This is a genomic window from Silvimonas amylolytica (genome assembly GCF_014645555.1).
Taxonomy (GTDB): Bacteria; Pseudomonadota; Gammaproteobacteria; order Burkholderiales; family Chitinibacteraceae; genus Silvimonas; species Silvimonas amylolytica.
In genome coordinates, this window is sequence record NZ_BMLY01000008.1 from 99686 (window position 1) to 121222 (window position 21537).

Annotated in this window: 19 protein-coding genes; 6 read left to right on the forward strand and 13 right to left on the reverse strand. The window is 59.3% G+C overall.

Going from position 1 to position 21537, the window contains the following annotated elements:
• Positions 1 to 22: 22 nt before the first annotated feature.
• From IEX44_RS18785 to IEX44_RS18805, 5 genes are all read right to left on the reverse strand, one after another.
• Entirely contained in the window at positions 23 to 547 is a 525-nt protein-coding gene (locus IEX44_RS18785; protein ID WP_188697781.1) for a DUF2271 domain-containing protein, read from the reverse strand.
• 26 nt (positions 548 to 573) lie between these two features.
• A complete protein-coding gene (locus tag IEX44_RS18790) occupies positions 574 to 1218 on the reverse strand; it encodes a PepSY-associated TM helix domain-containing protein (RefSeq protein WP_188697786.1) in 645 nt (214 codons plus the stop codon).
• Positions 1219 to 1406: 188 nt separating this feature from the next.
• Positions 1407 to 2039, reverse strand: a complete 633-nt coding sequence (locus IEX44_RS18795; RefSeq protein WP_188697789.1) for a DNA-3-methyladenine glycosylase I — start codon at positions 2037 to 2039, stop codon at positions 1407 to 1409.
• 83 nt (positions 2040 to 2122) lie between these two features.
• Positions 2123 to 3079 carry a quinone oxidoreductase family protein gene (locus IEX44_RS18800; protein ID WP_188697791.1) on the reverse strand — a complete coding sequence of 319 codons (957 nt, stop codon included), beginning with the start codon at positions 3077 to 3079 and terminating at the stop codon, positions 2123 to 2125.
• Between the two features lie 51 nt (positions 3080 to 3130).
• Positions 3131 to 3382 carry a hypothetical protein gene (locus tag IEX44_RS18805; RefSeq protein WP_188697793.1) on the reverse strand — a complete coding sequence of 84 codons (252 nt, stop codon included), beginning with the start codon at positions 3380 to 3382 and terminating at the stop codon, positions 3131 to 3133.
• 93 nt (positions 3383 to 3475) lie between these two features.
• On the opposite strand from IEX44_RS18805, the gene IEX44_RS18810 reads away from it, so the two are divergent.
• From IEX44_RS18810 to IEX44_RS18830, 5 genes are all read left to right on the forward strand, one after another.
• Positions 3476 to 4276: an AraC family transcriptional regulator gene (locus IEX44_RS18810; protein ID WP_188697796.1), complete on the forward strand. Its 801-nt coding sequence runs from the start codon at positions 3476 to 3478 to the stop codon at positions 4274 to 4276.
• 146 nt (positions 4277 to 4422) lie between these two features.
• On the forward strand, positions 4423 to 4803 hold the full coding sequence (locus tag IEX44_RS18815; protein ID WP_188697799.1) for a DUF2946 domain-containing protein: 381 nt from the start codon (positions 4423 to 4425) through the stop codon (positions 4801 to 4803).
• Positions 4804 to 4878: 75 nt separating this feature from the next.
• Positions 4879 to 7233: a TonB-dependent receptor gene (locus tag IEX44_RS18820; RefSeq protein ID WP_188697803.1), complete on the forward strand. Its 2355-nt coding sequence runs from the start codon at positions 4879 to 4881 to the stop codon at positions 7231 to 7233.
• 316 nt (positions 7234 to 7549) lie between these two features.
• Positions 7550 to 9691 (forward strand): TonB-dependent receptor, encoded by a 2142-nt coding sequence (locus IEX44_RS18825; protein ID WP_188697806.1) that lies wholly within the window; start codon positions 7550 to 7552, stop codon positions 9689 to 9691.
• A gap of 128 nt (positions 9692 to 9819) precedes the next feature.
• A complete protein-coding gene (locus IEX44_RS18830) occupies positions 9820 to 11010 on the forward strand; it encodes a hypothetical protein (RefSeq protein ID WP_229679322.1) in 1191 nt (396 codons plus the stop codon).
• Positions 11011 to 11049: 39 nt separating this feature from the next.
• On the opposite strand, the gene IEX44_RS18835 is transcribed toward IEX44_RS18830, so the two are convergent.
• Complete coding sequence (locus IEX44_RS18835; protein ID WP_188697812.1) at positions 11050 to 11952, reverse strand: LysR family transcriptional regulator; 903 nt, start codon at positions 11950 to 11952, stop codon at positions 11050 to 11052.
• 97 nt (positions 11953 to 12049) lie between these two features.
• Here IEX44_RS18835 and IEX44_RS18840 point away from each other — a divergent pair, with 97 nt between their 5' ends.
• The gene (locus IEX44_RS18840) at positions 12050 to 13354 is read left to right on the forward strand and encodes an SGNH/GDSL hydrolase family protein (RefSeq protein ID WP_188697815.1); all 1305 of its coding nucleotides are present in this window, start codon (positions 12050 to 12052) and stop codon (positions 13352 to 13354) included.
• Here IEX44_RS18840 and IEX44_RS18845 read toward each other — a convergent pair.
• The 7 genes from IEX44_RS18845 to IEX44_RS18875 all read right to left on the reverse strand — a co-directional run bounded on the left by IEX44_RS18845 (position 13302) and on the right by IEX44_RS18875 (position 21372).
• A complete protein-coding gene (locus IEX44_RS18845; RefSeq protein WP_188697818.1) occupies positions 13302 to 14282 on the reverse strand; it encodes an alpha/beta hydrolase family protein in 981 nt (326 codons plus the stop codon). The two genes, IEX44_RS18840 and IEX44_RS18845, sit on opposite strands and share 53 nt — an antisense overlap.
• On the reverse strand, positions 14279 to 15106 hold the full coding sequence (locus IEX44_RS18850) for an AraC family transcriptional regulator (RefSeq protein ID WP_188697820.1): 828 nt from the start codon (positions 15104 to 15106) through the stop codon (positions 14279 to 14281). Before IEX44_RS18850 ends, IEX44_RS18845 begins: the two co-directional genes overlap by 4 nt.
• Before the next feature lie 101 nt (positions 15107 to 15207).
• On the reverse strand, positions 15208 to 16299 hold the full coding sequence (locus tag IEX44_RS18855) for an ABC transporter ATP-binding protein (RefSeq protein WP_188697823.1): 1092 nt from the start codon (positions 16297 to 16299) through the stop codon (positions 15208 to 15210).
• Positions 16300 to 16309: 10 nt separating this feature from the next.
• A complete protein-coding gene (locus IEX44_RS18860; protein ID WP_188697826.1) occupies positions 16310 to 18238 on the reverse strand; it encodes a glycoside hydrolase family 127 protein in 1929 nt (642 codons plus the stop codon).
• A gap of 24 nt (positions 18239 to 18262) precedes the next feature.
• Complete coding sequence (locus tag IEX44_RS18865) at positions 18263 to 19168, reverse strand: carbohydrate ABC transporter permease (RefSeq protein ID WP_188697829.1); 906 nt, start codon at positions 19166 to 19168, stop codon at positions 18263 to 18265.
• Complete coding sequence (locus IEX44_RS18870) at positions 19161 to 20048, reverse strand: carbohydrate ABC transporter permease (protein WP_188697831.1); 888 nt, start codon at positions 20046 to 20048, stop codon at positions 19161 to 19163. The genes IEX44_RS18865 and IEX44_RS18870 overlap by 8 nt, the downstream gene beginning before the upstream one ends.
• Positions 20049 to 20124: 76 nt before the next feature.
• Positions 20125 to 21372 (reverse strand): ABC transporter substrate-binding protein, encoded by a 1248-nt coding sequence (locus IEX44_RS18875; protein ID WP_188697834.1) that lies wholly within the window; start codon positions 21370 to 21372, stop codon positions 20125 to 20127.
• Between the last annotated feature and the right edge of the window lie 165 nt (positions 21373 to 21537).

Genomic DNA, 21537 nt, shown 5'->3' on the forward strand with positions numbered 1-21537 from the left:
AGTTTCATGGCGGCTCCTGACATTACGGCTTGAGGTTGACGGTGACGCTACCCAGTTCGTGCTCGCCTTTGGCGCTGGCCGTAGCCGGTGCTTTGGGTGGCCAGGTAAATGGCACGCGCACCAATTCATGGCCACCGGCTTCACGCGCGGTTTCAACGACCAACTGGTAATCACCTGCGGCCAGCTTGCCCAGTGGGGCCTTGCCATCGGTAAAGGTCAGCGCTTGCTCACCCGGTACTTTGGTCGCACCGGTAATGCCATCTGCGGGCACGGTCAGATCGCGCCCGGACTTGCGCCACCATTGGCGCAGATCTTTCAGCCACTTGGTGCCTTCAGCGTTGGGTTTCTTGCCGTCGTACCACACCGCCAGAGTCGAGACCGGGGTTTGATCGGCATGTTCAATCCACATGGCCACATAGGGTCGGTGATATTCCGCGACCGACAGTTGCGGCAGCTCGACCTTGACCGAGAGATCTGCAGCCAATGCAGTGCCCGCCAGCGGCGCGGCAGCCATACCGGTCAACGTGACCGTGAGTAAACGACGCATATCAAACCTTTGAAAAGTAACGTTGATCAATGAATGAACAGCAGAGCCAGCACCAGCGGTAGCACAACACCCAGGCCCACCAATGGCCAGGTGGCAACGCGGCCGCCCGCATGCAGCTTCAGCAAAAACAGCCCGGTGAGACTGAACACCAGACAGGACACGGCAAACGCATCCAGAAACCAGTTCCACGCCTTGCCGGTGTTGCGGCCTTTGTGCAAATCGTTCAGGTAAGAAATCCAGCCACGGGTGGTCAGTTCGTAATGCGTGGTGCCATCGGCCAGCGCCACACTCACCCAAGCATCGCCACCCGGGCGGGGGAGTGCGATATAAATTTCATCCGCAGAAAATTCGGCTTCACGATCCGCCGCCTCAATGCCCATGGCGCTGTGCAACCAGGCCACCAGTTGGAGTGGTACCGGGCCTTTGTCGGCATGCGTGATTTGTTTAAGGCTTTGCAACAACGGTACCGGTGCATGGGCGTCACGCTTTTTTACCGTTGGGTGGGCTTCAATCTGCGCTGCATGATTGAGCGTGATGCCGGTGATGGCAAAAAGCAGCATGCCGATCAGACACAGAGCCGAGCTGATCCAGTGCCAGCGGTGCAGATGCTTGAGCCAGAACGCCCGCTGCTGCCGGCTGGCGGCGGGCTGGTTTTCAATAAGGGCCGACATGGGCGCGAGTGGGTATCCAGGGATCGTGCCAGCCAGCATGGGTGTGGCAGCATCGGTATCGTTGTTTCAATAATGATAATCGTTATCAATAAAACGATGCAACGGGATGTATGTATCTGGTTTGTGACAAAAGCAGGTAAACAAAAAGCCAGCACACCTGTGCTGGCTTTTTGCGGGAAAAGACCTGATTACGAGGGCTTGGGCCAAGGTTGGCCAGCCGGTTTACTGAAGGCTGCCCGCGCGTTAGCCACCTGCGTGCGGATCACGCAATCGGGCGCGTGGTCATTCACAAGACCCATGGCCTGCATAAAGGCATACACCGTGGTCGGTCCGACAAACTTCCAGCCACGCTTTTTGAGTTCTTTGGAGAGCGCCTCTGATTCGACCGAGGTCGCCATGGCCGTGCCATCCGGAACGCGCAGGGTCGCTGGCTCATAGCGCCAGAAGAATGCCGCCAACGAGCCCTCCTCTGCCACCATTTCCTGCGCGCGCTTTGCATTGTTGATCACGGCCGCAATCTTGCCGCGATGACGCACTATGCCCGCATCCAGAACCAGACGCTCTACATCGGCTTCGGTAAAGTCGGCGATACGGTTGAAATCAAACGCTGCAAAAGCAGCGCGAAAACCTGGGCGTTTGGTCAGGATGGTGCGCCAGCTCAAGCCAGACTGGAATCCTTCCAGACTTAGCTTTTCAAACAGTCGTTGATCATTGCTGACCGGATAACCCCACTCTTGATCGTGGTAATCGAGGTATTCCGGCGTGGCGGTACACCAGCGGCAACGCAATTGCCCATCCGGGCCAGCCTCTGTTTTGCTCATGTCAGGTCTCTTGTAGCGTCATCAATGCCAACTCAGGCTAGCAGAGAATAACCGTCAGGTCAGACCAGACAGCTTGAATGCGCTCACGCCAAGGTAAACACCGTACGCAACTGGCTATCTGCCTGTGCCCAGTGGCCTGCCAGTTCGGCCAGCGGTACGGCCTGGGTTTTGACCTGCAATTGCGCCGGGATCACGGCCGCCAGCACTTGTTTGACCACGTGCAGCAAGCGCGGTAACGGAACACTGCCAATGCCACTGCCCATCAGCTGAATGGCCGTGGCGCGCAATACAGCTGCCGGCAGGCTGATTTCTGCGCCGCTCATTGAGCCAATCTGTACAAAACGCAGTTGGCGACCCTCAGGCAGGTTTTTGGCGGCAGTGATCAACGCGACGCGGGCACTCGGGCCCCACAGATAATCCAGCACCACATCAACACCCGCTGCAAAGTGCGGTGCCAGTGCTGCACTGAGTGGGTCTTCGGACTGATCCAGCGAGATCACCACGTCAGCACCGGCTGACCGGAGCCACTCCAGTGCCACCGGGTTGCGCCCTGTCACGATGATCTTGCCCGCCCCCAGATACCGGGCGATTTGCACCGCCAAACGGCCGGATGCCCCGGTCGCGCCATTCACCAGCACCGTTTCGCCCTTGATGAAACCGGCCCGCTCGACCAGCGCCGCCCAACATGACATCCCGGGAATCGCGGCAGCTGCGGCGGTGATGTCATCCAGATCATCAGGTACGGGCACGCACTGCATGGCATCAACCACGGTGTATTCAGCCAGCGCACCAAAGGGGGGTTGAGGAGAAAAGAAATACACGCGCTGACCGTTCTCCAGCCGCCCCACGCCATCTACCCCCGCCACAAACGGGAAAACCGCATGGGAGGAATAATGCGTACCCGACGCTTTGGCGCGCGCCAGCTGACTGAGCGCCGATGCAGCCACGCGTACAAGGTACTGGCCCTCTTTGGCGATGGGTTGTTCAAAATCGGTAAATACAGGCAACTGACCTGCGGCAGTAACAACAGCGGCTTTCATGATGACTCCTGATACAAGTGCGGATGCGGATGCGGTAAATCAAAACCGGGATTAGCGCGTGGCGAGCCACTGGCGCAAGGCCGCATCGCGCACTTCCAGTACCTCAAACAGGCCCAGCGCGCGCAACGCTGGCAGTGCGGCTTGCAGATCTGCTTCGGCCTGACTGCGGTTAACAACCCCTGCATGCGGATCGAGCCAGACCGCCGCATTCATAAGGAATGCGCCCACCGTCCCTTTGCGGATGACGGTACCCGCGAGTTCAATCCGGTTTTGCTCATCGGGTAGTAAATCTTCAGCACGCATGGTGTGTGCTCCTGTTGTGAGGTTGTAGCCAGTCTAGGCATACTGATCTGGTCGGTCTCCGGCATGGAGGTCATTCGATACGGTATTTGGGCCATGGAAGATCTGATTATCCGACCCGATCTGGTGCTTTCTTCTGCGGGCCCGTTTCTGGCAGCAGCAGAACTCACGCGCGACGCAGTGCGGGTCACGCCGTCACACAGCCATGAACGTGGTCAACTGGTCGGCGCTTTGCATGGTCTGATTTCCATCGGGCTGGACCGGCAACAGTGGGTGGTGCCCGCCGTGCATGCCATCTGGATTCCGCCACACTGGATGCATTCTCTGCGCTCGTTTGGCCCGTTTGCCGGATGGAGCGTGTTTGTCGCCGAACACCGTTGCGCTGAATTGCCAGCCGAACCACGCTCAATCAAGACCACACCTTTGCTGCGTGAAGCAGCACGTCGCGCCGCAACCTGGCCCGGCACAACGCTGAATGCCGTGCAAACGCGGGTGGCGGAAGTCATTCTGGATGAGGTGGCCAACTCGCGACCAGAAGCACTGGGTTTACTGCAACCGGCAGACGCGCGCCTGATACGCATTGCCGATACGCTGGCAGCCGACCTGTCCAACAGCCGCAATCTGGAAGACTGGGCCGCCTGGGCCGGTTTGTCGCCCAGAACGCTCAGCCGACACTGGTGGGCCGAGACAGGCATGACCTTTGCGCAATGGCGGCAACAAGCGCGCCTGTTGCGGGCACTGGAGCTGATTGCAGATCGGGTTCCGGTGACCAACATCGCGCTGGAGTTGGGTTATGACAACGTCAGCGCGTTTATCGAGATGTTTCGCCGTGCATTGGGCACCACGCCGGGCAGGTATCTGGCCGCAGAAACGGCAGCACAGGCAACCGCCCGCTAGCTGCGGGCGCGGCGGTTTCGCCACAGCACAGGCAATATCGTTTCAAAAGAGAGTCATTCTCATTTATATTGCGGGCGTTGCTTCGCCCCTGAAGTACGGTTTTTCTACTTTTTCAGGCTATGTGAACACTTCACGCAGCCCACCCCATGAACCTTCGCACCCGCAAACTGCTTGCTGTCTGGCTCGGCCTGATCGCCATGAGCCTGTTTGTGCTGGCCCCTGTGGTCAGCCAACTGCTTATGGCCGGCCGCAGCACGCCCATGGCCGTGGCGATGTGTTCCGTGGTCAGCCCGCACAGCGAACAGTTGCTTGATCATGGCACCAGCCCGGATGCCATGGCTGCGTGTGACTACTGCACCTTGCAGGCTACGCATCTGCTGCTGCCCACCCTGCCGCATGTGGCGCCCTCAGCGGTGCCCCTGGTGGCCGTGCTGCAGTTGCCGCACCTGCGGGTACGGGCCATTGAGCCCGCAGTGTTCCCGCTGGCGCGCACGCGCGCCCCTCCTCACGCCTCTGCATTGATCTGACCTTTTACCGGCCAGTGAGCCCGCCCATGCCGCGCGGTCTGCTGGCTGCCGGTTATTTTTTGCAGAGAACCCCATATGTTTACTTCGCAATCCATCCGTCCGGGTGCGTACCGTCACGCCCCGACATTACTGGCGCTCGCGCTTGGTAGCCTGACTCTGAACGTGCTTGCCGACGACTCCGCCACGCTGACCCGCATTGATGTCACCGGCCAGCAATCCTGGGCGGAGCAACATCAGTTGCCACAGACCACGGCCAGCGTCACCCGTAAAGACATCAGTACATCCATCAACGCTACGGATACTGAAGACGCGCTCAAGTACATGCCATCCGTGCTGGTACGCAAACGTTTCATTGGCGATACCCAAGCCCCAATGGCCACGCGGACAACCGGTATCAATGCCAGCGCCCGCAGCCTGATTTACGCTGATGGCCTCTTGCTATCCACCCTGATCAACAACAATAACGGCAACGGATCGCCACAGTGGTTCATGGTCACGCCAGACCAGATCGACCGCATTGACGTCATGTACGGCCCGTTTGCAGCACAGTTTCCGGGCAATTCCTGGGGCGCGGTGACGCAGATCACCACGCGTATGCCGACCAGACTGGAAGGCAGCGTGGATGTCTCCGTCAGTACACAACCTTTCAAGCTGTACGGCTACAGCAGCACGGAGCCCGCCGAGCAATACAGCGCCAATATTGGCAACCGCAGTGGCGATTGGTCATGGTGGCTCTCTGCCAGCCACCTCGATAGCTTTAGCCAGCCGCTGAGCTTTGCCACAGTCAGCCAGTCCATCACGCCGGCCAGCAGCAACTTGCCGGTGGTGACCGGCGCTTATGCAGACCACAACCGCACAGGGGGAGCCATTCAGGTATTTGGTGCGGGCAACCTGGTCCATACCTTGCAAGACAACGCCAGCCTGAAGCTGGCTTATGACTTCCCGACCGATGTGCGCGCGCTGTACACCCTGGGCTATTGGCAGAACAGCAGTAAAGCCACGGCGCAAAGCTGGCTACAAACGGCCGAGGGCACGCCGTACTATGGAGCCAGTAGTGGCAGCATCAACCTGGGCGGTTATGCGTATTCAGCCAGCAGCCTCGCCGGCCAGTTCTCCAGCAACAATGTGGAGCAGCAGCATCTGATGCAGGGCCTCACCGTTGGCACACGTCACCCGGGTGTGTTCGATTGGCAAGTGGCGATCAGCCAGTTCACTTATCTGGAAGACGAAAGCCGCCTTTCCACCGGCCTCTACCCCGCAGCCCTCAGTGGCGGGCCGGGCCGCACCACCGATATGCAAGGTACCGGCTGGGTGACCGGCGACGTGCAAGGGATATGGCGGCCCGATGGCCCGGGTGGCACGCACGCCTTCAGCGCAGGCGTGCATGCCGATCAGTTCAAACTGTCCAGCCCGACGTACACCACCAGCAACTGGGTCTCTGGCGACAACGGCGCGCTGTATGGCAATGCGCTTGGCAAGACGCGTACCAGCGCGTTCTGGGCGCAAGATGTCTGGCGTCTGGCGCCAGACCTCTCTGCAACGCTGGGTCTGCGTTATGAACAATGGCACGCATTTGACGGCTACAACTTCGCCACCACCAGCAAAGGTACGGGCATCGGCATCAACCAGCCAGGCGTGACAGATAGCGGGTTTTCGCCCAAGTTCTCGATGACCTGGGCAGCCAGCGAAGCCTGGACAGTCACGGGGTCGTTTGGCAAAGCACTGCGTTTCCCAACGGTGGGAGAGTTATATCAAAGCGTGCAGACCGGTACGACCTATGTACAAGCCAATCCGTATCTGAAACCGGAAAGCGTGCTGTCGGGTGAGCTTGCTATCGTGCGCGATACCGGGAATGGTCCGCTGCGCTTGTCCGTGTTTGATGAGTCCGTCTCTGATGCACTGATCTCGCAAACCGCCAATATCGCCGGCTACGCCACACCCGTGTCATTCACACAAAATGTGACCCGCACGCGGGAAACGGGGGTGGAACTGGCGCTGGATCAAGATCACGTGTTTGTGCGGCCACTCTCGCTCTCTGGCAGTGTGACCTGGGCGGATAGCCGCATCGTGGCCGATGACGGTTTTGTATCAACCACACCCGGCAGTAGCGCAGTAGGCAAGCAGGTGCCGTATATCCCGACCTGGCGCGCCACGCTGGCAGGCACCTGGCACTTTGATGAACGGCTGGCAGCCACTCTGGCGGGCCGATACAGCTCACGGATGTATGCCACCGTGGACAACAGCGATGTCAACGCATCCACCTATCAAGGCTTTGACCAGTTTCTGGTACTGGATGCACGCCTGGCGTGGCAGATCGACACCCACTGGCAAGGCGCTGTCGGTATCGACAACCTGAACAACCGCAAGTACTTCCTGTATCACCCGTTCCCGCAACGTACTTTCTATGCGCAACTGAAATACGCACTGTGACCCAGGCCGGCCGGCCGTGCATGCGGGCCGGCCGGCCCACAGGGCAAGGTACATCCACTCGTCCAGCAACAATTGCTGTGGCTAAAAGGGCGCAGCCAACCCGATTGCCTGCATTGCCTTGCAGGCCGGCGGATAACCCTGAATAACAACAGCCTCCGCACACCCTGCAGCCTTCCTTGCGAAGGCTTTTTTTTTGCCCCTTCATTTTGCAACAATGTTGCATTTTGTATTTATTCCGGTAGCATGCGCGGCAAATGCAACATTGTTGCAAATTCGGTTTCGCCATCCCCGGCATCATCAAAGAGAGAGCAAATCCATGTTCCCGTTCCCCTTGCGCCCGCTGGCCCTGCTGCTGGCCGGTTTGTCGTTGCCCCAAATTGCGCAGGCTGACACCGCAGCCGCCGATGCTGATTTGCCCAGCCTCACCGTCACGGCAGAGCGTTTAAAAAATGCACGGATCGAGCTGTCACCCGATGTCGGCACCACGGTCTATCACATCGATCGCAGCACCATCGACAGCTTCGGCCGTGGCGATGCCGCCTCGTTCGACCAGATTCTGCTGCGCTTGCCAGGCGTGGATGCAGACTCAAAAGGCTCGGGTTCATTGCATGTGCGGGATGATCACGGCAACGTGCAATACCGCGTGGATGGCGTGCAATTGCCCGAGGCGATCTCCGGCTTTGGCTCGGCATTTGATACGCGTTATGTGGATAGCCTGGATTTCCTGACCGGCGCACTGCCCGCCCAGTACGGCTTGCGTACGGCAGGCGTGGTGGACATCCAGACGCGTTCTGGCCCCATCACGCCGGGTGGCCGCGTGGGGGTGGAAGTGGGCAGCAACGATACCTTCGCGCCCAGCGCCGCCCTGTTTGGCAGTGCCGGACGGCTTAACTACTACGTGTCTGGCAGTTATCTGACCAGTTCTGCCGGGCTGGAAAACCCGCAGCCCACACGTGACCCGCTGCATGACGACACCTGGCAATCGCGCAGCTTTGGCAATTTCCAATACTTTGTGGATGACCAAACTCGTGTCGGTTTGCTGTTTGGCACCTACAACGGGCGCTATGAAATCCCGGCCAATCCGGATCAAGACCCGGCCTATGCCCTGGCCGGCGTGAGCGATCCTGCCACTGGGTTCAACACCTATCCATCCAGCCAGGTGGATGAGCGCCAGCGCGAGGTCAACCGCTTTGTCGCACTGTCTTTGCAACAAAGCTTTGAAGCGGTCGATTACCAGCTGTCCGTCTTCCACCAGTATTCAGATCTGCACTTCTATCCAGACCAGATTGGCGATCTGGTCTACAACGGCGTCGCCTCTGATACCTTCCGCTCCAATTCTGCCAATGGTGTACAACTGGATGCCGCCTGGCGCATCAACCCCGCACACACGCTGCGGGCAGGCACCCAATTGCAACGCCAGGGGACGGCCAGCAACAACACCGTATCGGTCTTTGCGGTGGATGAAGATGGCACGCAAACCAGCAACGCCCCCACCACCGTCATCGATAACAGCAGCAAAACCGGTAGCCTGGTGAGCGTGTACGCGCAAGATGAATGGCGGATCAACCCGGCGTTCACGCTCAATTACGGGCTGCGGTTTGATGAAGTTTCCGCGTTCACCCAGGAACACCAGTTCAGCCCCCGTATCAACCTGGCCTGGCAAGCCAGTGATAACACGCTGATCCACGCCGGTTATTCGCGTTATTTCACGCCGCCGCCGCAAGAGCTGGCGGCGCAATCGAGCATTGATCTGTACAACGGCACCACCAACCAGCCTGCGGTATCGACTTCGGATAGCGTCAAGGCAGAGCGCACGCATTACTTTGATGTGGGCGCCAGCCACAAACTCACACCGGCACTCACCATTGCGCTGGATGCCTACTACAAGCGCATCAAAAACCTGCTCGATGAAGGCCAGTTTGGCCAGGCGTTGATCCTCTCCCCCTTCAATTATGCAGAGGGCTATGCGCGCGGGGTGGAGTTCTCGGCCACCTACGGCAGCGGGCCATGGAATGGCTATCTGAACGTGGCGTACCAGAAAGCCCAGGGCAAGAACATTGTGTCCGGCCAGTCTTTGTTTGATCCGGATGAGCTGGCCTGGATTGCCAACCACAATATCTACCTGGACCACGACCAGACCTGGACGGCGTCATCTGGCGTCGGCTATCGGTTTGGGCAGAACCTGGTCAGTGGTGACATGTTGTTTGGCAGTGGCCTGCGCCGTACACCGGGCGGCGGCGCGCCCAACAGCGCCTCGCTGCCTTCGTACACCGTATTCAACACCACCTATACGCATACCTGGAAAACCGCCAGCAATTTGCAGATTGAAGGGCGACTGGCGTTGCTCAATGTGTTTGATCACGTTTACCTGCTGCGAGACGGCACCGGCGTGGGCGTCGGCGCCCCGCAATACGGCGCGCGGCGCAGCGTGTTTGGTAGTGTGACAACGACGTTCTGATGATGTAATGGCACCAACCCGCCGGATGAAACAATCTGGCGGGCCAGCCTCGCTGCAAAAACAATCAGGCTGGTAGACTGCGTGCTGCCCGTCGCACATCCAATGCTAATGGTTCAGTCCCCCCGAAAATGAAGCCTGATCGTATTCGTCCCGTCGCGCTGTTGAGCGCACTTGTTTTTGGCTTGGCTCTTCATACGGCGTGGGGCCAACCCGCTGCGCCTGCCGCCGCAAATACTGGTGCAGCCTGCGCCCCTGGCGCAACGGAAGGCGACTGCGGCCCCTGGCATTTCGCCGGCAAGTTGCTGCCCGCCCCATTCCCGTTGCCCGCCAAAGCGAAGGACTATCTGCGTATCGGCGCTAACCATGATGCGGCCATGATCGGCGTGAATATGCGCTGGCAATGGCAGAGCGCTCAATCAGGGGCCGGGAATCCACTCATGCGTTGTACTGCGTCCACCCGTGAATGCCAGACAGCCAAGATCTTTGCATCCAGCGAGGTGGCGCATGTGCAGGCAGAACACCAGGGCGTATGGACTGCAGAGATTGAACAATATGCGGCCGACAATCTGGACAGCCGGTGGTCTACCTTTGCCAGTTCAGCCGATCAAGGCACAACCTGGTCACCTGTCCCACTGCCCGTGTCGTGCACCGGCCCGGTCAGCTGCTCGCTTCATCCCGAAAGCGGGACTCACTATTTCCTCCTGGCCAGCACATATCATCAGGACGCGAAACCTGACTTCACCACGCAAGTGCTAGAGACGCAGGATGGAGGAAAAAGCTGGGTCGATGCACTGCCCCACACCCGATTGAATGTCGGCCAGTCTCTGGTCCACGTCGCTGGCCGGACCATTATCTATGTAGAAGGCGAACATCCCGCGCTGATTCATGCCATCGTGTTGCCGTACGCGCCAGAGCGGGACAGCGTCGTCGCTACATTGCCTCCTGACGGGCGCATATTGCAATCCATTCAGGATGATGGGCGTACCGGCTACCTGCTGCACGTGCCCGACAACGAAACCGAACCGGGCACCCTGTTTGCAGTCAAGCGCGATGCAATCAGCGCGATACGCAAGCAACCAGGCCTGATTGCGCGTTTTCGGGCGACACCCGGGTTGCTCTTGATTGATACCGTAGACAAAACAGACATTGCCAAAAGCGCGGCCGATTTCCGGCATACCCTGCATACCAGCACCGACCATGGCGCAACGTGGCGCGACTACGTGTTGCCCGATGCGCTCAGCAATAGCGTTTATACCGTTGTCGGCGGCCGTATCTGGCTAGCAACGCCCACTGCAGTGTATTACCTGGACCCGAACTGAGCCAACGGCGCCTCGCTGCCAATGCGGGGTGCCTTCTGTTCACAATCTGACCTTTTCCACCAGAAAATCCAGCAGCGCCCGCACCCGCAATGGCAAGTAACCACCCTGCCCGACAAACACGGCGTGGACTTCTTCTTCATCGCCCGGGTTAGCGTGCTCCAGCACCGGCACGAGCCGCCCTGCGGCGATGTCATCCTGCACCTGAAACGCCGCCAGCCGCGCCAGGCCCAAGCCAGCCAGTGCCAGATGACGCAGTGCTTCGCCGTCACTGGCTTGCGCGTTGCCGGTCACCGGCAGGATGAGGTCTTCACCTTCATACCGCAGTGGCCAGCCGGATTGGGCGCGCGCGTAATTGGCGCCCAGGCGGTTGTGTGCCAGCAACTCATCCGGCGTGGTGGGTGTGCCACAGCGGGCCAGGTAGTCTGGCGCACCGACGATCATCATGCGGGTCTGGCCCAGCTTGCGGGCGGTGAGGCTGGATGATTTGAGCGGCCCGGCACGAACCGCCACATCTGTGCGCTGCTCCAGGATGTCCACCACTTCATCGGTCAGAACAATATCCAGCGTGACATCCGGGTATTGCGCCAGAAACTGCGGCACCAGCGGTAACAGAAAGTGATGGCCGAATGGCACGTTGGCGTTGATCCGCACACGTCCGCGCGGGGTGCTGTGGCTGCTGGCGCAACGTTCGGCTTCTTCCAGATCAGCCAGTACGCGAATGCCGCGCTCGTAAAACACACAGCCTTCGGGTGTCAGTTGCAACTGGCGGGTGGAACGGTTGATCAGCCGCGCACCCAGCCGTTGTTCAAGCCGCGAGACCAGCTTGCTGACGGCCGATGGGGTCATGTTGCAGGCGCGGGCAGCGGCAGAGAAACCGCCGAGTTCGATCACGCGGACAAAAACTTCCATTTCGCCGGCGCGGTTGATATCCAGTCTGGCCATGAATTGACGTCACAAATGTTGTTCCTGCGAAGAGTCTAGTTCATTCATGTCGTTGATTTCATCATTGAGTCACCTTTAAACGATGAAGTCACAAATCATGAAGCCACATTTAGCTCATTTCATCAGGCAGACCGCACCGCGCTGGCTGGGTACGGCGCTGTGGATTGCAACGCTGTTGGTCACCGCGCCCGCCTGGGCAGAACAGCCCGGCAATCACTGGGTGGCCACCTGGACCGCCAGCCCGCAACGCGTTTGGCGTGCCGGGTTTGTCTTGCCCACTCGTGTGCCCGAATCACTGCATGACCAGACCGTGCGCCAAGTGGTCCGTATCAGTCTGGGTGGTCAACGCGTGCGCCTTGTGTTCTCCAATACCTACGGGACGCAACCCATCCAGTTGGGCGCCGCCAGTGTTGCCGTGGTTGGCGCGGCCACCCACCCGCTTTTGTTTGACGGCAAACCCGTCGCCCGGATCGCTCCCGGTGCAACCCTGATCAGCGATCCACTTGATTTGCCGGTGCCCGCGCTGGCCAGGCTGGTCGTCAACCTGTATTTGCCTCGACCAACGCCGCTGACCACCTTTCATTGGGATGGCCGGGAAACCGCGTGGATCATGCCAGGGAACCAGACGACCAGCGCGCAGCCCGAAAAGGATGAAACCGCTGGCGTGCAAAGTACCAGCGCCCGCATTCTGCTCAGCGACATCCTGATTGAAACCCCGCAGCCTGCGCGCACTGTAGCCATTATTGGCGATTCGATCACCGACGGCGCCGCCGCCAGCCTCAATGCAGATACTCGCTGGCCTGACGCACTGGCCGAGCGCTTGGCACCGCATGGGATTGCGGTGATCAACGCCGGGATCTCTGGCGGGCGCTTGTTGGCTGATGGCATGGGCGAAAGCGCGCTGGTACGGTTTGAGCGCGATGTACTCGCACAGCCCGGCGTGGATACAGTCATTGTACTGATTGGCATCAACGACATCAGCTGGCCCGGCACGGCCTTTGCCCCGCAAGCCAGGCGTCCGCCAAGTGCCATGCTGACTGCGGGTTATACGCAGTTGGTCAGGCAGGCGCACCTGCATGGAGTGCGGGTTATCGGCGCCACGCTCACCCCGTTTGCCGGCGCATTACCGGGCACGCCGCTGGATAACTACTACCAGCCAGAAAAAGATGCATTGCGCCAGCAGGTCAACGCCTGGATCAAAACCAGCCACACCTTTGATGCAGTGATCGATTTCGATGCACTGATGCAAGACCCGGCCAATCCACTACATCTGAAAGCAGCGTATGACTCGGGCGATCACCTGCATCCTGGCGATGCCGGCAACAAGGCCATGGCCGCGGCAGTGGACATCAATGCGTTGCTGGCTGCGCCGGATCCAGATGTGATTGGAAAAACGCGGTGACCTGAGCATTAAAGCGCTGATGGAAGGCCACCCGGTCAAACCCCGGGCGGTCTTTGCACAGTTCCGGTCGGGCAGATGCCAGCTGCGCCGGGCATGGCACCAGAAAGCTGAAGTGGCCTGACCCCGGCACGCTGTAGAACTCCGGCGCCTGCGGCAAGCCTTTGCCAATGGCCGCGACGCGCTCTGGCGTCACACCATCGCCCCCAAATTCAGAAGCCCACAACTGGACAGGCACGCTGACTCTGGCCAACCCCGCCGCGCTGAACACGGATAACGGATCAACAATCACCGCGGCTTTGATCCGGGGGTCCGCCGGTGGGAAAGCGGGCAACGGGCCTTTGATTTCAGTGCAGAAAGGTAAATCAGGCTGGTGCACGCAAAAAGTTTCACCCAGTTTCAGATCCGGCACGGCACCGATTTCAACGAGGCCCGTGTAGCCACCGCGTGAAAATCCAAACAGCCCGATCGCTTGATCGTTGATATGCCCGGCGCCTGGCCATTGATGCGTCATCCAGGAGATCAGTCGCGACATATCACGTGGCCGGGATATAAACGGCGCGACATGCATCTGCAGGCTCAGGTCTTGAAAGTTATCGCCCGGATGATTGATGGCAGCAACGACCATACCGGCATCAGCCAGTGCAGCGGCAGTGTCCTGGTGCCCGAGCGCGCTGCCGCCTGTGCCATGCGACATCACCACCAGCGGCAGATGATCGCCCTGCAACGGCGCATCTTTGGCCACATTCAAGGTAAAGGGCGCCAGCGCCAGCGCGCCTGGTGGCGCGGCCGACGGGTACCAGACCGCCCCCGTCAATGCCGGGCCGGTGGCATCGGCCGGCACGGTAATCCAGGCGAAACCGGCGGCAGATGCAGCCAGACTGGCCGTCGCCATGACCGCGGCAACAAAGACTTGAGACAACAGATTCATACGCTTGCTCCGGCAGCCGCATTGATGGCGCGGACAGGGATCATCAGCCGGGTCTGTAGTGCTTCCGGCGCGGTATCTCGGGGGGAATTCAGGTAGTGCTCCAGTACGGGCCGGTCTTCCGGCTCATAGCCGCTTTGCGGTAGCCACACTGCATAGAGTGCGTTGATCGCTGCGCCAATCTGCGCATAAGGGCCGGCCAGGGTGTAGATCGCATACAGGCCACAGGCCACCTCCAGTTGAGTCATCCCCTGGATCAATGTCGCGGGATCGAACACGGCACCCGCGTAGTAGGTAAAGTCACCGGCGACTTGCGGATCACCCCAAGCCAGACCCAGCCAGGTGCGTACCGGGGTTGGTCCCAGCATTTGCCTTAGCTGGCGTTGGGTGTGGGGGATGGTTGCAGGCGGGCCGACATGACGCAGTGCCTGTACCTGCATGGCAGGCAGGGTTTCCAGCAAGACCGGCGGCCCCTGGTGTTGCCGCAACCTGCTGCGAAAAGCCTGCGGCGATGCGCCGGTAAACTGCCGGAACGCCCTGGAGAACGCCTGCGGGCTGTCATAACCCGCATCCTGCCCGATCCGCGTCACGCTGGGTTCACGCTGCACCAATTGCCGCGTGGCCTGCGCCAGCCGCACGCGGCGAATGGTGGCGGCGACGGTTTCGCCCGTCACACTCAGATAAACCCGATGAAAATGAAACGGCGAAAAATGCGCCAGCGCGGCCAGACCTTGCAGCGTGTGCTCGGCCAGCGGGTCGCGCACGATGGCGGCCACGGCACGGGCGATGCGCTCTCGGTAAAGCGCCTGGGATTGTCGCGGGTTCATGCCGTGCAGTATTGCGCATCAGCTTGTTCGGCACTTAGCCGCAATTGCTAAATTGCATCACCAACGCACAACGGCCTGCCAGGCGGACAGGCCGTTGTGGTTTAAACCAACGCGACGCCTTGCTGATCAAACAGGCGGCACGCTGCCGGATTAAACGCCAGCCCCACCACCGGATTGGCGTCATCCAGACTGACTGACATGGGTACCTTGGCCACCACAGGTTGATCGGTGTGCAAAAGCTTGCCGTGCACCACCTGATGGTCTCCCAGGTGTTCTACAAAATCGACCCGTGCCGCAAGCCCTTCAGACTCGGTGGTAATGCGCACATGCTCCGGCCGGATACCAAGCGTGGCGGGCAAACCTTGTTGATCCAGCATGATATTGGGCACGGTCACACGATGCCCGCCGCCAATCTCTACACTCGCGCCTTCACCCCGGCTCGAAGAGGCCGGTGTACAAGCAATGAAGTTCATGGTCGGCGAACCCAGAAAACCAGCCACAAACTGATTGGCCGGCCGGTCATATAACTCAACCGGCGGCCCCATTTGTGCCACGGTGCCCTGGTTGAATACCGCGATGCGCGTGCCCAGTGTCATGGCTTCAACCTGATCGTGCGTCACATAGATCATGGTTGTGCCCAGTTCTTTGTGTAGCCGGGCCAGTTCGATCCGCATGCTGACCCGCAACGCGGCATCCAGATTAGAGAGTGGCTCATCAAACAAGAACACCTTGGGCTTGCGCACAATGGCGCGGCCGATGGCGACGCGTTGCCGCTGCCCGCCGGAGAGCGCTCGGGGTTTGCGGTCCAGCAAGTGCGACAGTTGCAAAATCTCTGCCGCCTTGCCAACGATCTCGCGTACTTCTTGCGGGTCATGGCCAGCCAGCTTCAACCCAAAACCCATGTTCTCCCCCACTGTCATGTGCGGGTAGAGCGCGTAGCTCTGGAACACCATCGCTACCCCCCGTTGTGAGGGCGCGATGTCATTGGCACGTACACCGTCGATCATCAAGCTGCCGCTGGTAATGTCTTCCAGCCCCGCAATCATGCGCAGCATGGTGGATTTACCGCAGCCGGACGGGCCGACAAACACGACAAACTCGCCGTCGTGAATATCCATGGAAAGGTCCTTGATGATCTCCGGCCCGGTGTTGTCGTACTGCTTGCCGATATGTCTGAGTTGCAGGCTGGCCATGGTGTTTTCCTCAGCCCGCGCAGCCACATTGGCCATCATGCTCCAGCCACACCGACATGCGTGATGCGCCGCGATTTTGCCAGGCAAAGTACGGAATCGCCAACACCGGCAGGCTGACTCCACCCGACCTGGTCACTGCTGAGACTGGCCGATACAGCGTGTTGCGCCAGGCGTCATCCGGTAGCTTGCGCGTCGCCTCGCCTTTGAGAACCGTCACGCCACCCAGCAAGCCTGGCTCGAACACGGCCTGAAGTGGCACGTCACCTTTGATGACCAGGTCCTGCAGGTCGCCACCAGAGTGATCCAGTTCTTCCAGGCAATACAGCACCGGTCCGCGTGACAGCGCCACGCGCCCCGCGTTGTCATGCAGATGCGGGTGGCTTTGCCAGGTCTGGACGGTCATGGGGAAATCCAGTGCGATCACATCGCCAGGCTTCCACAAGCGTTCAATGGCCAGGTACTCGCCCGGAACAACGCGGCTGGCCAGTGCATCTCCATTCACGCGTACCGAGGCCCCCTCCTGGCACCAGCCCGGGATACGGACATTGATGGCATAGCTGCCCGCCGTGCCCACGCTCAGGTCAATATGGCCATCCCACGGGTAGTTGCTGAGCTGGGAAAGCGTCACCACCCGATCGCCCAGCGGAATCCGGGCTTCGCTGTGCATATAAAGGTTGACCCAGATTTCATCTTCGCTGGTGCTGTAAACGTAGCCGGGCAACTCGGCCAGCGTGCGCGCAACATTCGGGGGGCAGCAGGCGACGTCATACCATTCCTGGCGGTGATGTTCGCCGTCATCCGCCAGCGGGTTCACATAGAAATAGTGTTTTCCGTCCAGCCCCCAGCCCGGCAGCATGCCGTTATAGAGCGTCCATTCGATCAGATCGGCATAACGGGCGTTGCCTGTGGCGGCCAGCAGACGGTGGTTCCACATCATGCTGCCAATGGCCGCGCAGGTTTCCGTGTAGGCGCGCTCGTTAGGCAGTTCAAAATCCTTGCCCAGTGCCTCGCCATCGTGGCGGGAACCCAACCCCCCAGAGATATACATGCGCCGGGTGACGAGATTGGTCCATTGCTTTTCCAGGACATCCAGCAAGCTGGCATCCCCGGTTTCCAGCGCCAGATCTGTCACACCGCAAGCCATATACAGCGCGCGCACAGCGTGGCCGCACAGCGTGGTCATCTCGCGGATGGGTACGTGATCCTGAAAGTAGTCCACTCCCCAGCGCCCGCCGGTCAACGTGCGCTGACCACGCGCCTCGATAAAGAATCTGGCCTGTTGCAGATAGCGGGAATTGCCGGTTTCGCGCGCCAGTTCAATCAGCGCCATTTCGATTTCTTCATGGCCATCGACAGCCACGCGTTTGCCCTGTTCGGTCGGGCCGAAGATCTCGCATAACAAGTCGGCAAAACGTGTAGCAACGTTCAAGAGCCGGTCGCTCCCGGTCACACGGTGGTGCGCCACGGCGGCCTGGATCAAATGTCCGCCGCAATACATCTCATGCAAGTCTCTCAGATCAGTCCAGCGCAGGTGTTTGCGCTCCAGGCTGAAGTACGTGTTGATATAGCCATCTTTGTCCTGCGCTTTTTCGATCAGCGTGATCGCGGTATCGACATATTTTTCCAGTTCAGGAACCGGGCCGTGTACCTGGGCCCAGGCCGCAGCTTCCAGCCACTTGTAGATGTCCGAATCGTTAAAAAAAATACCGGCGTACGGGTCGGTGCATTCCCCCGTCAGCCGGCGAAAATTGTTCAGCCGGCCTGTGCTCTCCAGCAGCGCGTACTGTGACGGCAGGGTGACGGCGATATTGCGCTGCATGCGCGGCTGCCAGAAATCTCCGCCCAGCGTGACAGCGCCAACAGGCACCGGGCGCAGTTGCACATGGCAGGAACGGCTGAAGTCAACGGCATATTTGCTGATCCGATCAGGCGAATTCATACACAACCCCTTGTTTTTGAATCATTACTTGACAGCACCGGCCACAAGGCCGTGGATGTAATAGCGTTGCAGTAACAAAAAGAGCGCTGCACAAGGCAGGATGGACAGCGTGATGCCGGCTTGCATCAGCCCCCAGTTCACGGCACCCAATTGGCCGCTTTGTGCGTTGAGCAGCATCACCGGCAAGGTGAACTGGCGCGCGTCGGAAATCAGAATCAGCGCGGCCAGCAGTTCATTCCAGGAGCCAAAGAAAGCAAACAGGCAGACCGTCACCAGACCTGGCCCTACCAGCGGCAACATGACAAGGCGCAACATCGTCAATGGCCGGCAACCATCCAGCACCGCCGCTTCTTCGATCTCTCTTGGCACAGCATCAAAGGCGTTGCGCATCATGAACACCGAAAACGGTAGCTGGAACGTGGTGTACACCAGCGCCAGCCCGACCTTGGTGTCTTGCAGGTGCATGGCGCGCAGCAAGATGAATAGCGGGTTGAGGATGGACTGGAACGGGATCATCAGCGTCGACAGGATCAGCATGAAAATCAGATTGCGACCCGGAAAACGGAACCTGGAGAACCCGTAACCACCCAGCGTGGACAACACCGCCGTGGCCGAAACCGTCATCAATGCCACGGCGGTGCTGTTCCACAAGTACTGCCCGATGCCCTGGCCGTAATGCGCCAGGTTGGCAAAGTTTTCTAATGAAAACCGGCTGGGCCAGTAATGCGGGGGCGAGGCCATGGCTTCCGACGAGGTCTCCAGGGCCGTCATGCAAGACCAGAAGATCGGGAACAGAAACATCAGCGCCAGGACCGTGGCAATGACGTAATACGCGGTGTCGACCAGCCGCTGCTTCAACACTTTGCTGGAGGACGCGATCTCCACCGACAACGCGGGCGCTTCCAGCGCGATAGGGACGAAGTTAGTCATTGTCTTCTCGCAACAGGTACATCTGCAGCACCGAGAGCGCTACCAGAATGAGGAGCAATACCACCGACATGGCCGCGCCATATCCGAGCTTGAAATACGTGAACGATGCGCGGTAAATCCAGTGCACCACGGTGATGGTGCTGTTGAATGGGCCACCACGCGTCATCACGTAAAACTGCTCGAACGCCAGGAAAGAGCCAATCACGGACATGATCAGCGCCAGCGCAAAGGTGCGGCGCATCATGGGGATGGTGATATAGCGAATTTGCTGCACGCGGCCTGCACCATCCAGATTGGCCGCTTCATACAGGTCCTCCGGAATAGCCTGCATACCGACCAGCAAGATCACCATGGTGAAACCCGTGGCTTTCCACAGCACCATCACCACAATGGAACCGAGCGCGGAGTTGGTCTCGGCCAGCCACTGGATGGGTTCATCGATCAGATGCAGGTCCATCAGAATGGCGCTGAAAATGCCCACTTGATCGTTGAACATCCACGTCCACAACAAGCTGGCGGCAGTCATGCCGATCACGACTGGCAAGAAGTATGCTGTGCGGAAAAACCCGACAAATCCGACACTGCGATGCACCAGCAAGGCCAGCGCAAAGGCCAGGATGAAAATGGCCGGCGTCACCACCAGGGTGTATTTGACGGTGAACCACAAACTGGCCCAGAACGAGGAATCCTGCAGCAGGTCAACGTAGTTGGACAGACCACTGAATTCAGGGTGACCCAGCAAGGGCCAGTGATTGAATGACATCCAGATCGTCATGAACAGCGGGACGATAAAAAACAGCGTCGTCACCGTCAGACAAGGCAGGATGAACCAGTACCCGGCAAGCTGCCGTGCCGGAACAGGGCGTGTCAGCAGAGTCATATCTGTTCTCACCTTTGCACTGGCGGCAGCCAGAACCTGCCTGCCGCCAGATGCAGGGTTTCAACGTAAGTGCCGCTCAGTTGCCGAGGATCTGCTTGAAGCGCCCTTGCGCATCCTTGATCGCCGGATCAACGCCCTTGCCGAACACGGCTTCCTGAATCATGGCCAGCCAAGGGCCGTTGGGATCGTTGAAGAGCTGGTTGAAATAAGGCGAATACGGCGTTTTGCCAGATTGCATGGCGGCCGACACGATCCCGACACGCGGGTCTTGTTTGGCATAAGTGTTATTGGCGAAGTCAGCGCGCACCGGAATGCTGCCGCCCTTGGCAAACTGGTCGATCTGCACGTCAGACGACAGACACCAGGTGATGAACTCCCATGCGGCTTTCTTGTTCTTTGACGTAGCCGGAATGGCAATCGAATCGCCCCCGGCAAAGCTGGCCGAACCACCCTTGGCACCCGGCAATGGTGCGACGCCAAAGTCGATTTCGGGGTGTTCTTTTTTCAGCAGACCAATCGAGAACGCACCCGAACCCATCATGCCGATCTTGCCGGTGAAGAACGGGTTGATGAAGTTGCTGCCGTTATCGGTTTTGGCACCACCGGGCATCAAGCCATCTGTCCACATTTGGCGGTACATGGTGAGCGTGTTGCGCAGGGCGGGGTTGTCCAGCGTTTCTTTCTTGCCATCGGCAGACAGCACATCTCCGCCAGATGCCCAGACGTATGGGGTCAGCGTGAAGACATTGCAGCCACCACAAGCACCAGAGAAATAGAACCCTTTGACCCCGCCACCCAGCCCGGTGATCTTCTTGGCCGCAGCCTGGATTTCCGCCATGGTTTTAGGCGGGACATCCGGGTTCAGGCCAGCGCGTTTGAAGAGTTGTTTGTTGTACAAAAGGATGGAGCTTTCCGCACTGAATGGCACGGAATACTGCTTGCCGTTATAGGCACCCAACCGCATGTGCGAGGGCGACAACTCCTTGGCGTATGGCAGACCTTTGACCTCGGCGGAAAGGTCACTTAACTGCCCCGCCTGTGCAAACGCGGGCACAAAGATGAGGTCGATGGCGACCACGTCCGGCGCGCCACCACCAGCCACTGCGGTGCCAAACTTGGTGACAAAATCGTCACTGGGAATCACGGTCAGCGCCACCTTGGTGGGGTGTTTGTCGTTCCACGCTTTGACCATGGGCTCTACAAAAGCTTGATCAGCCGCACGTACCCAGAAGCTGATTTCTTCTGCGTGCACATTACCGCTGACTACCAGGGCGGAAGTGCCCAGTACACCTGCAAGTCGTTTTACAAAAGCAGAAATTTTCATTTTCTGTCTCCTCCATGTTATCGACCAGGACGCCACCGGGAGATGGTCTGTTGCCATTCCGACTGCCCCACATGAGGGCAATGACGTGTGAGCATGTTGACGCCCGCCGTAATGACCGACAAGATGACGAAAACCTTGCAGAACGGGACAATTCCGACTTTTAAG

Bases quoted from the DNA above. Each gene is read 5' to 3' on its own strand.
- IEX44_RS18785 (WP_188697781.1), bottom strand. From the start codon at position 547: ATGCGTCGTTTACTCACGGTCACGTTGACCGGTATGGCTGCCGCGCCG.
- IEX44_RS18790 (WP_188697786.1), bottom strand. From the start codon at position 1,218: ATGTCGGCCCTTATTGAAAACCAGCCCGCCGCCAGCCGGCAGCAGCGG.
- IEX44_RS18795 (WP_188697789.1), bottom strand. From the start codon at position 2,039: ATGAGCAAAACAGAGGCTGGCCCGGATGGGCAATTGCGTTGCCGCTGG.
- IEX44_RS18800 (WP_188697791.1), bottom strand. From the start codon at position 3,079: ATGAAAGCCGCTGTTGTTACTGCCGCAGGTCAGTTGCCTGTATTTACC.
- IEX44_RS18805 (WP_188697793.1), bottom strand. From the start codon at position 3,382: ATGCGTGCTGAAGATTTACTACCCGATGAGCAAAACCGGATTGAACTC.
- IEX44_RS18810 (WP_188697796.1), top strand. From the start codon at position 3,476: ATGGAAGATCTGATTATCCGACCCGATCTGGTGCTTTCTTCTGCGGGC.
- IEX44_RS18815 (WP_188697799.1), top strand. From the start codon at position 4,423: ATGAACCTTCGCACCCGCAAACTGCTTGCTGTCTGGCTCGGCCTGATC.
- IEX44_RS18820 (WP_188697803.1), top strand. From the start codon at position 4,879: ATGTTTACTTCGCAATCCATCCGTCCGGGTGCGTACCGTCACGCCCCG.
- IEX44_RS18825 (WP_188697806.1), top strand. From the start codon at position 7,550: ATGTTCCCGTTCCCCTTGCGCCCGCTGGCCCTGCTGCTGGCCGGTTTG.
- IEX44_RS18830 (WP_229679322.1), top strand. From the start codon at position 9,820: ATGAAGCCTGATCGTATTCGTCCCGTCGCGCTGTTGAGCGCACTTGTT.
- IEX44_RS18835 (WP_188697812.1), bottom strand. From the start codon at position 11,952: ATGGCCAGACTGGATATCAACCGCGCCGGCGAAATGGAAGTTTTTGTC.
- IEX44_RS18840 (WP_188697815.1), top strand. From the start codon at position 12,050: ATGAAGCCACATTTAGCTCATTTCATCAGGCAGACCGCACCGCGCTGG.
- IEX44_RS18845 (WP_188697818.1), bottom strand. From the start codon at position 14,282: ATGAATCTGTTGTCTCAAGTCTTTGTTGCCGCGGTCATGGCGACGGCC.
- IEX44_RS18850 (WP_188697820.1), bottom strand. From the start codon at position 15,106: ATGAACCCGCGACAATCCCAGGCGCTTTACCGAGAGCGCATCGCCCGT.
- IEX44_RS18855 (WP_188697823.1), bottom strand. From the start codon at position 16,299: ATGGCCAGCCTGCAACTCAGACATATCGGCAAGCAGTACGACAACACC.
- IEX44_RS18860 (WP_188697826.1), bottom strand. From the start codon at position 18,238: ATGAATTCGCCTGATCGGATCAGCAAATATGCCGTTGACTTCAGCCGT.
- IEX44_RS18865 (WP_188697829.1), bottom strand. From the start codon at position 19,168: ATGACTAACTTCGTCCCTATCGCGCTGGAAGCGCCCGCGTTGTCGGTG.
- IEX44_RS18870 (WP_188697831.1), bottom strand. From the start codon at position 20,048: ATGACTCTGCTGACACGCCCTGTTCCGGCACGGCAGCTTGCCGGGTAC.
- IEX44_RS18875 (WP_188697834.1), bottom strand. From the start codon at position 21,372: ATGAAAATTTCTGCTTTTGTAAAACGACTTGCAGGTGTACTGGGCACT.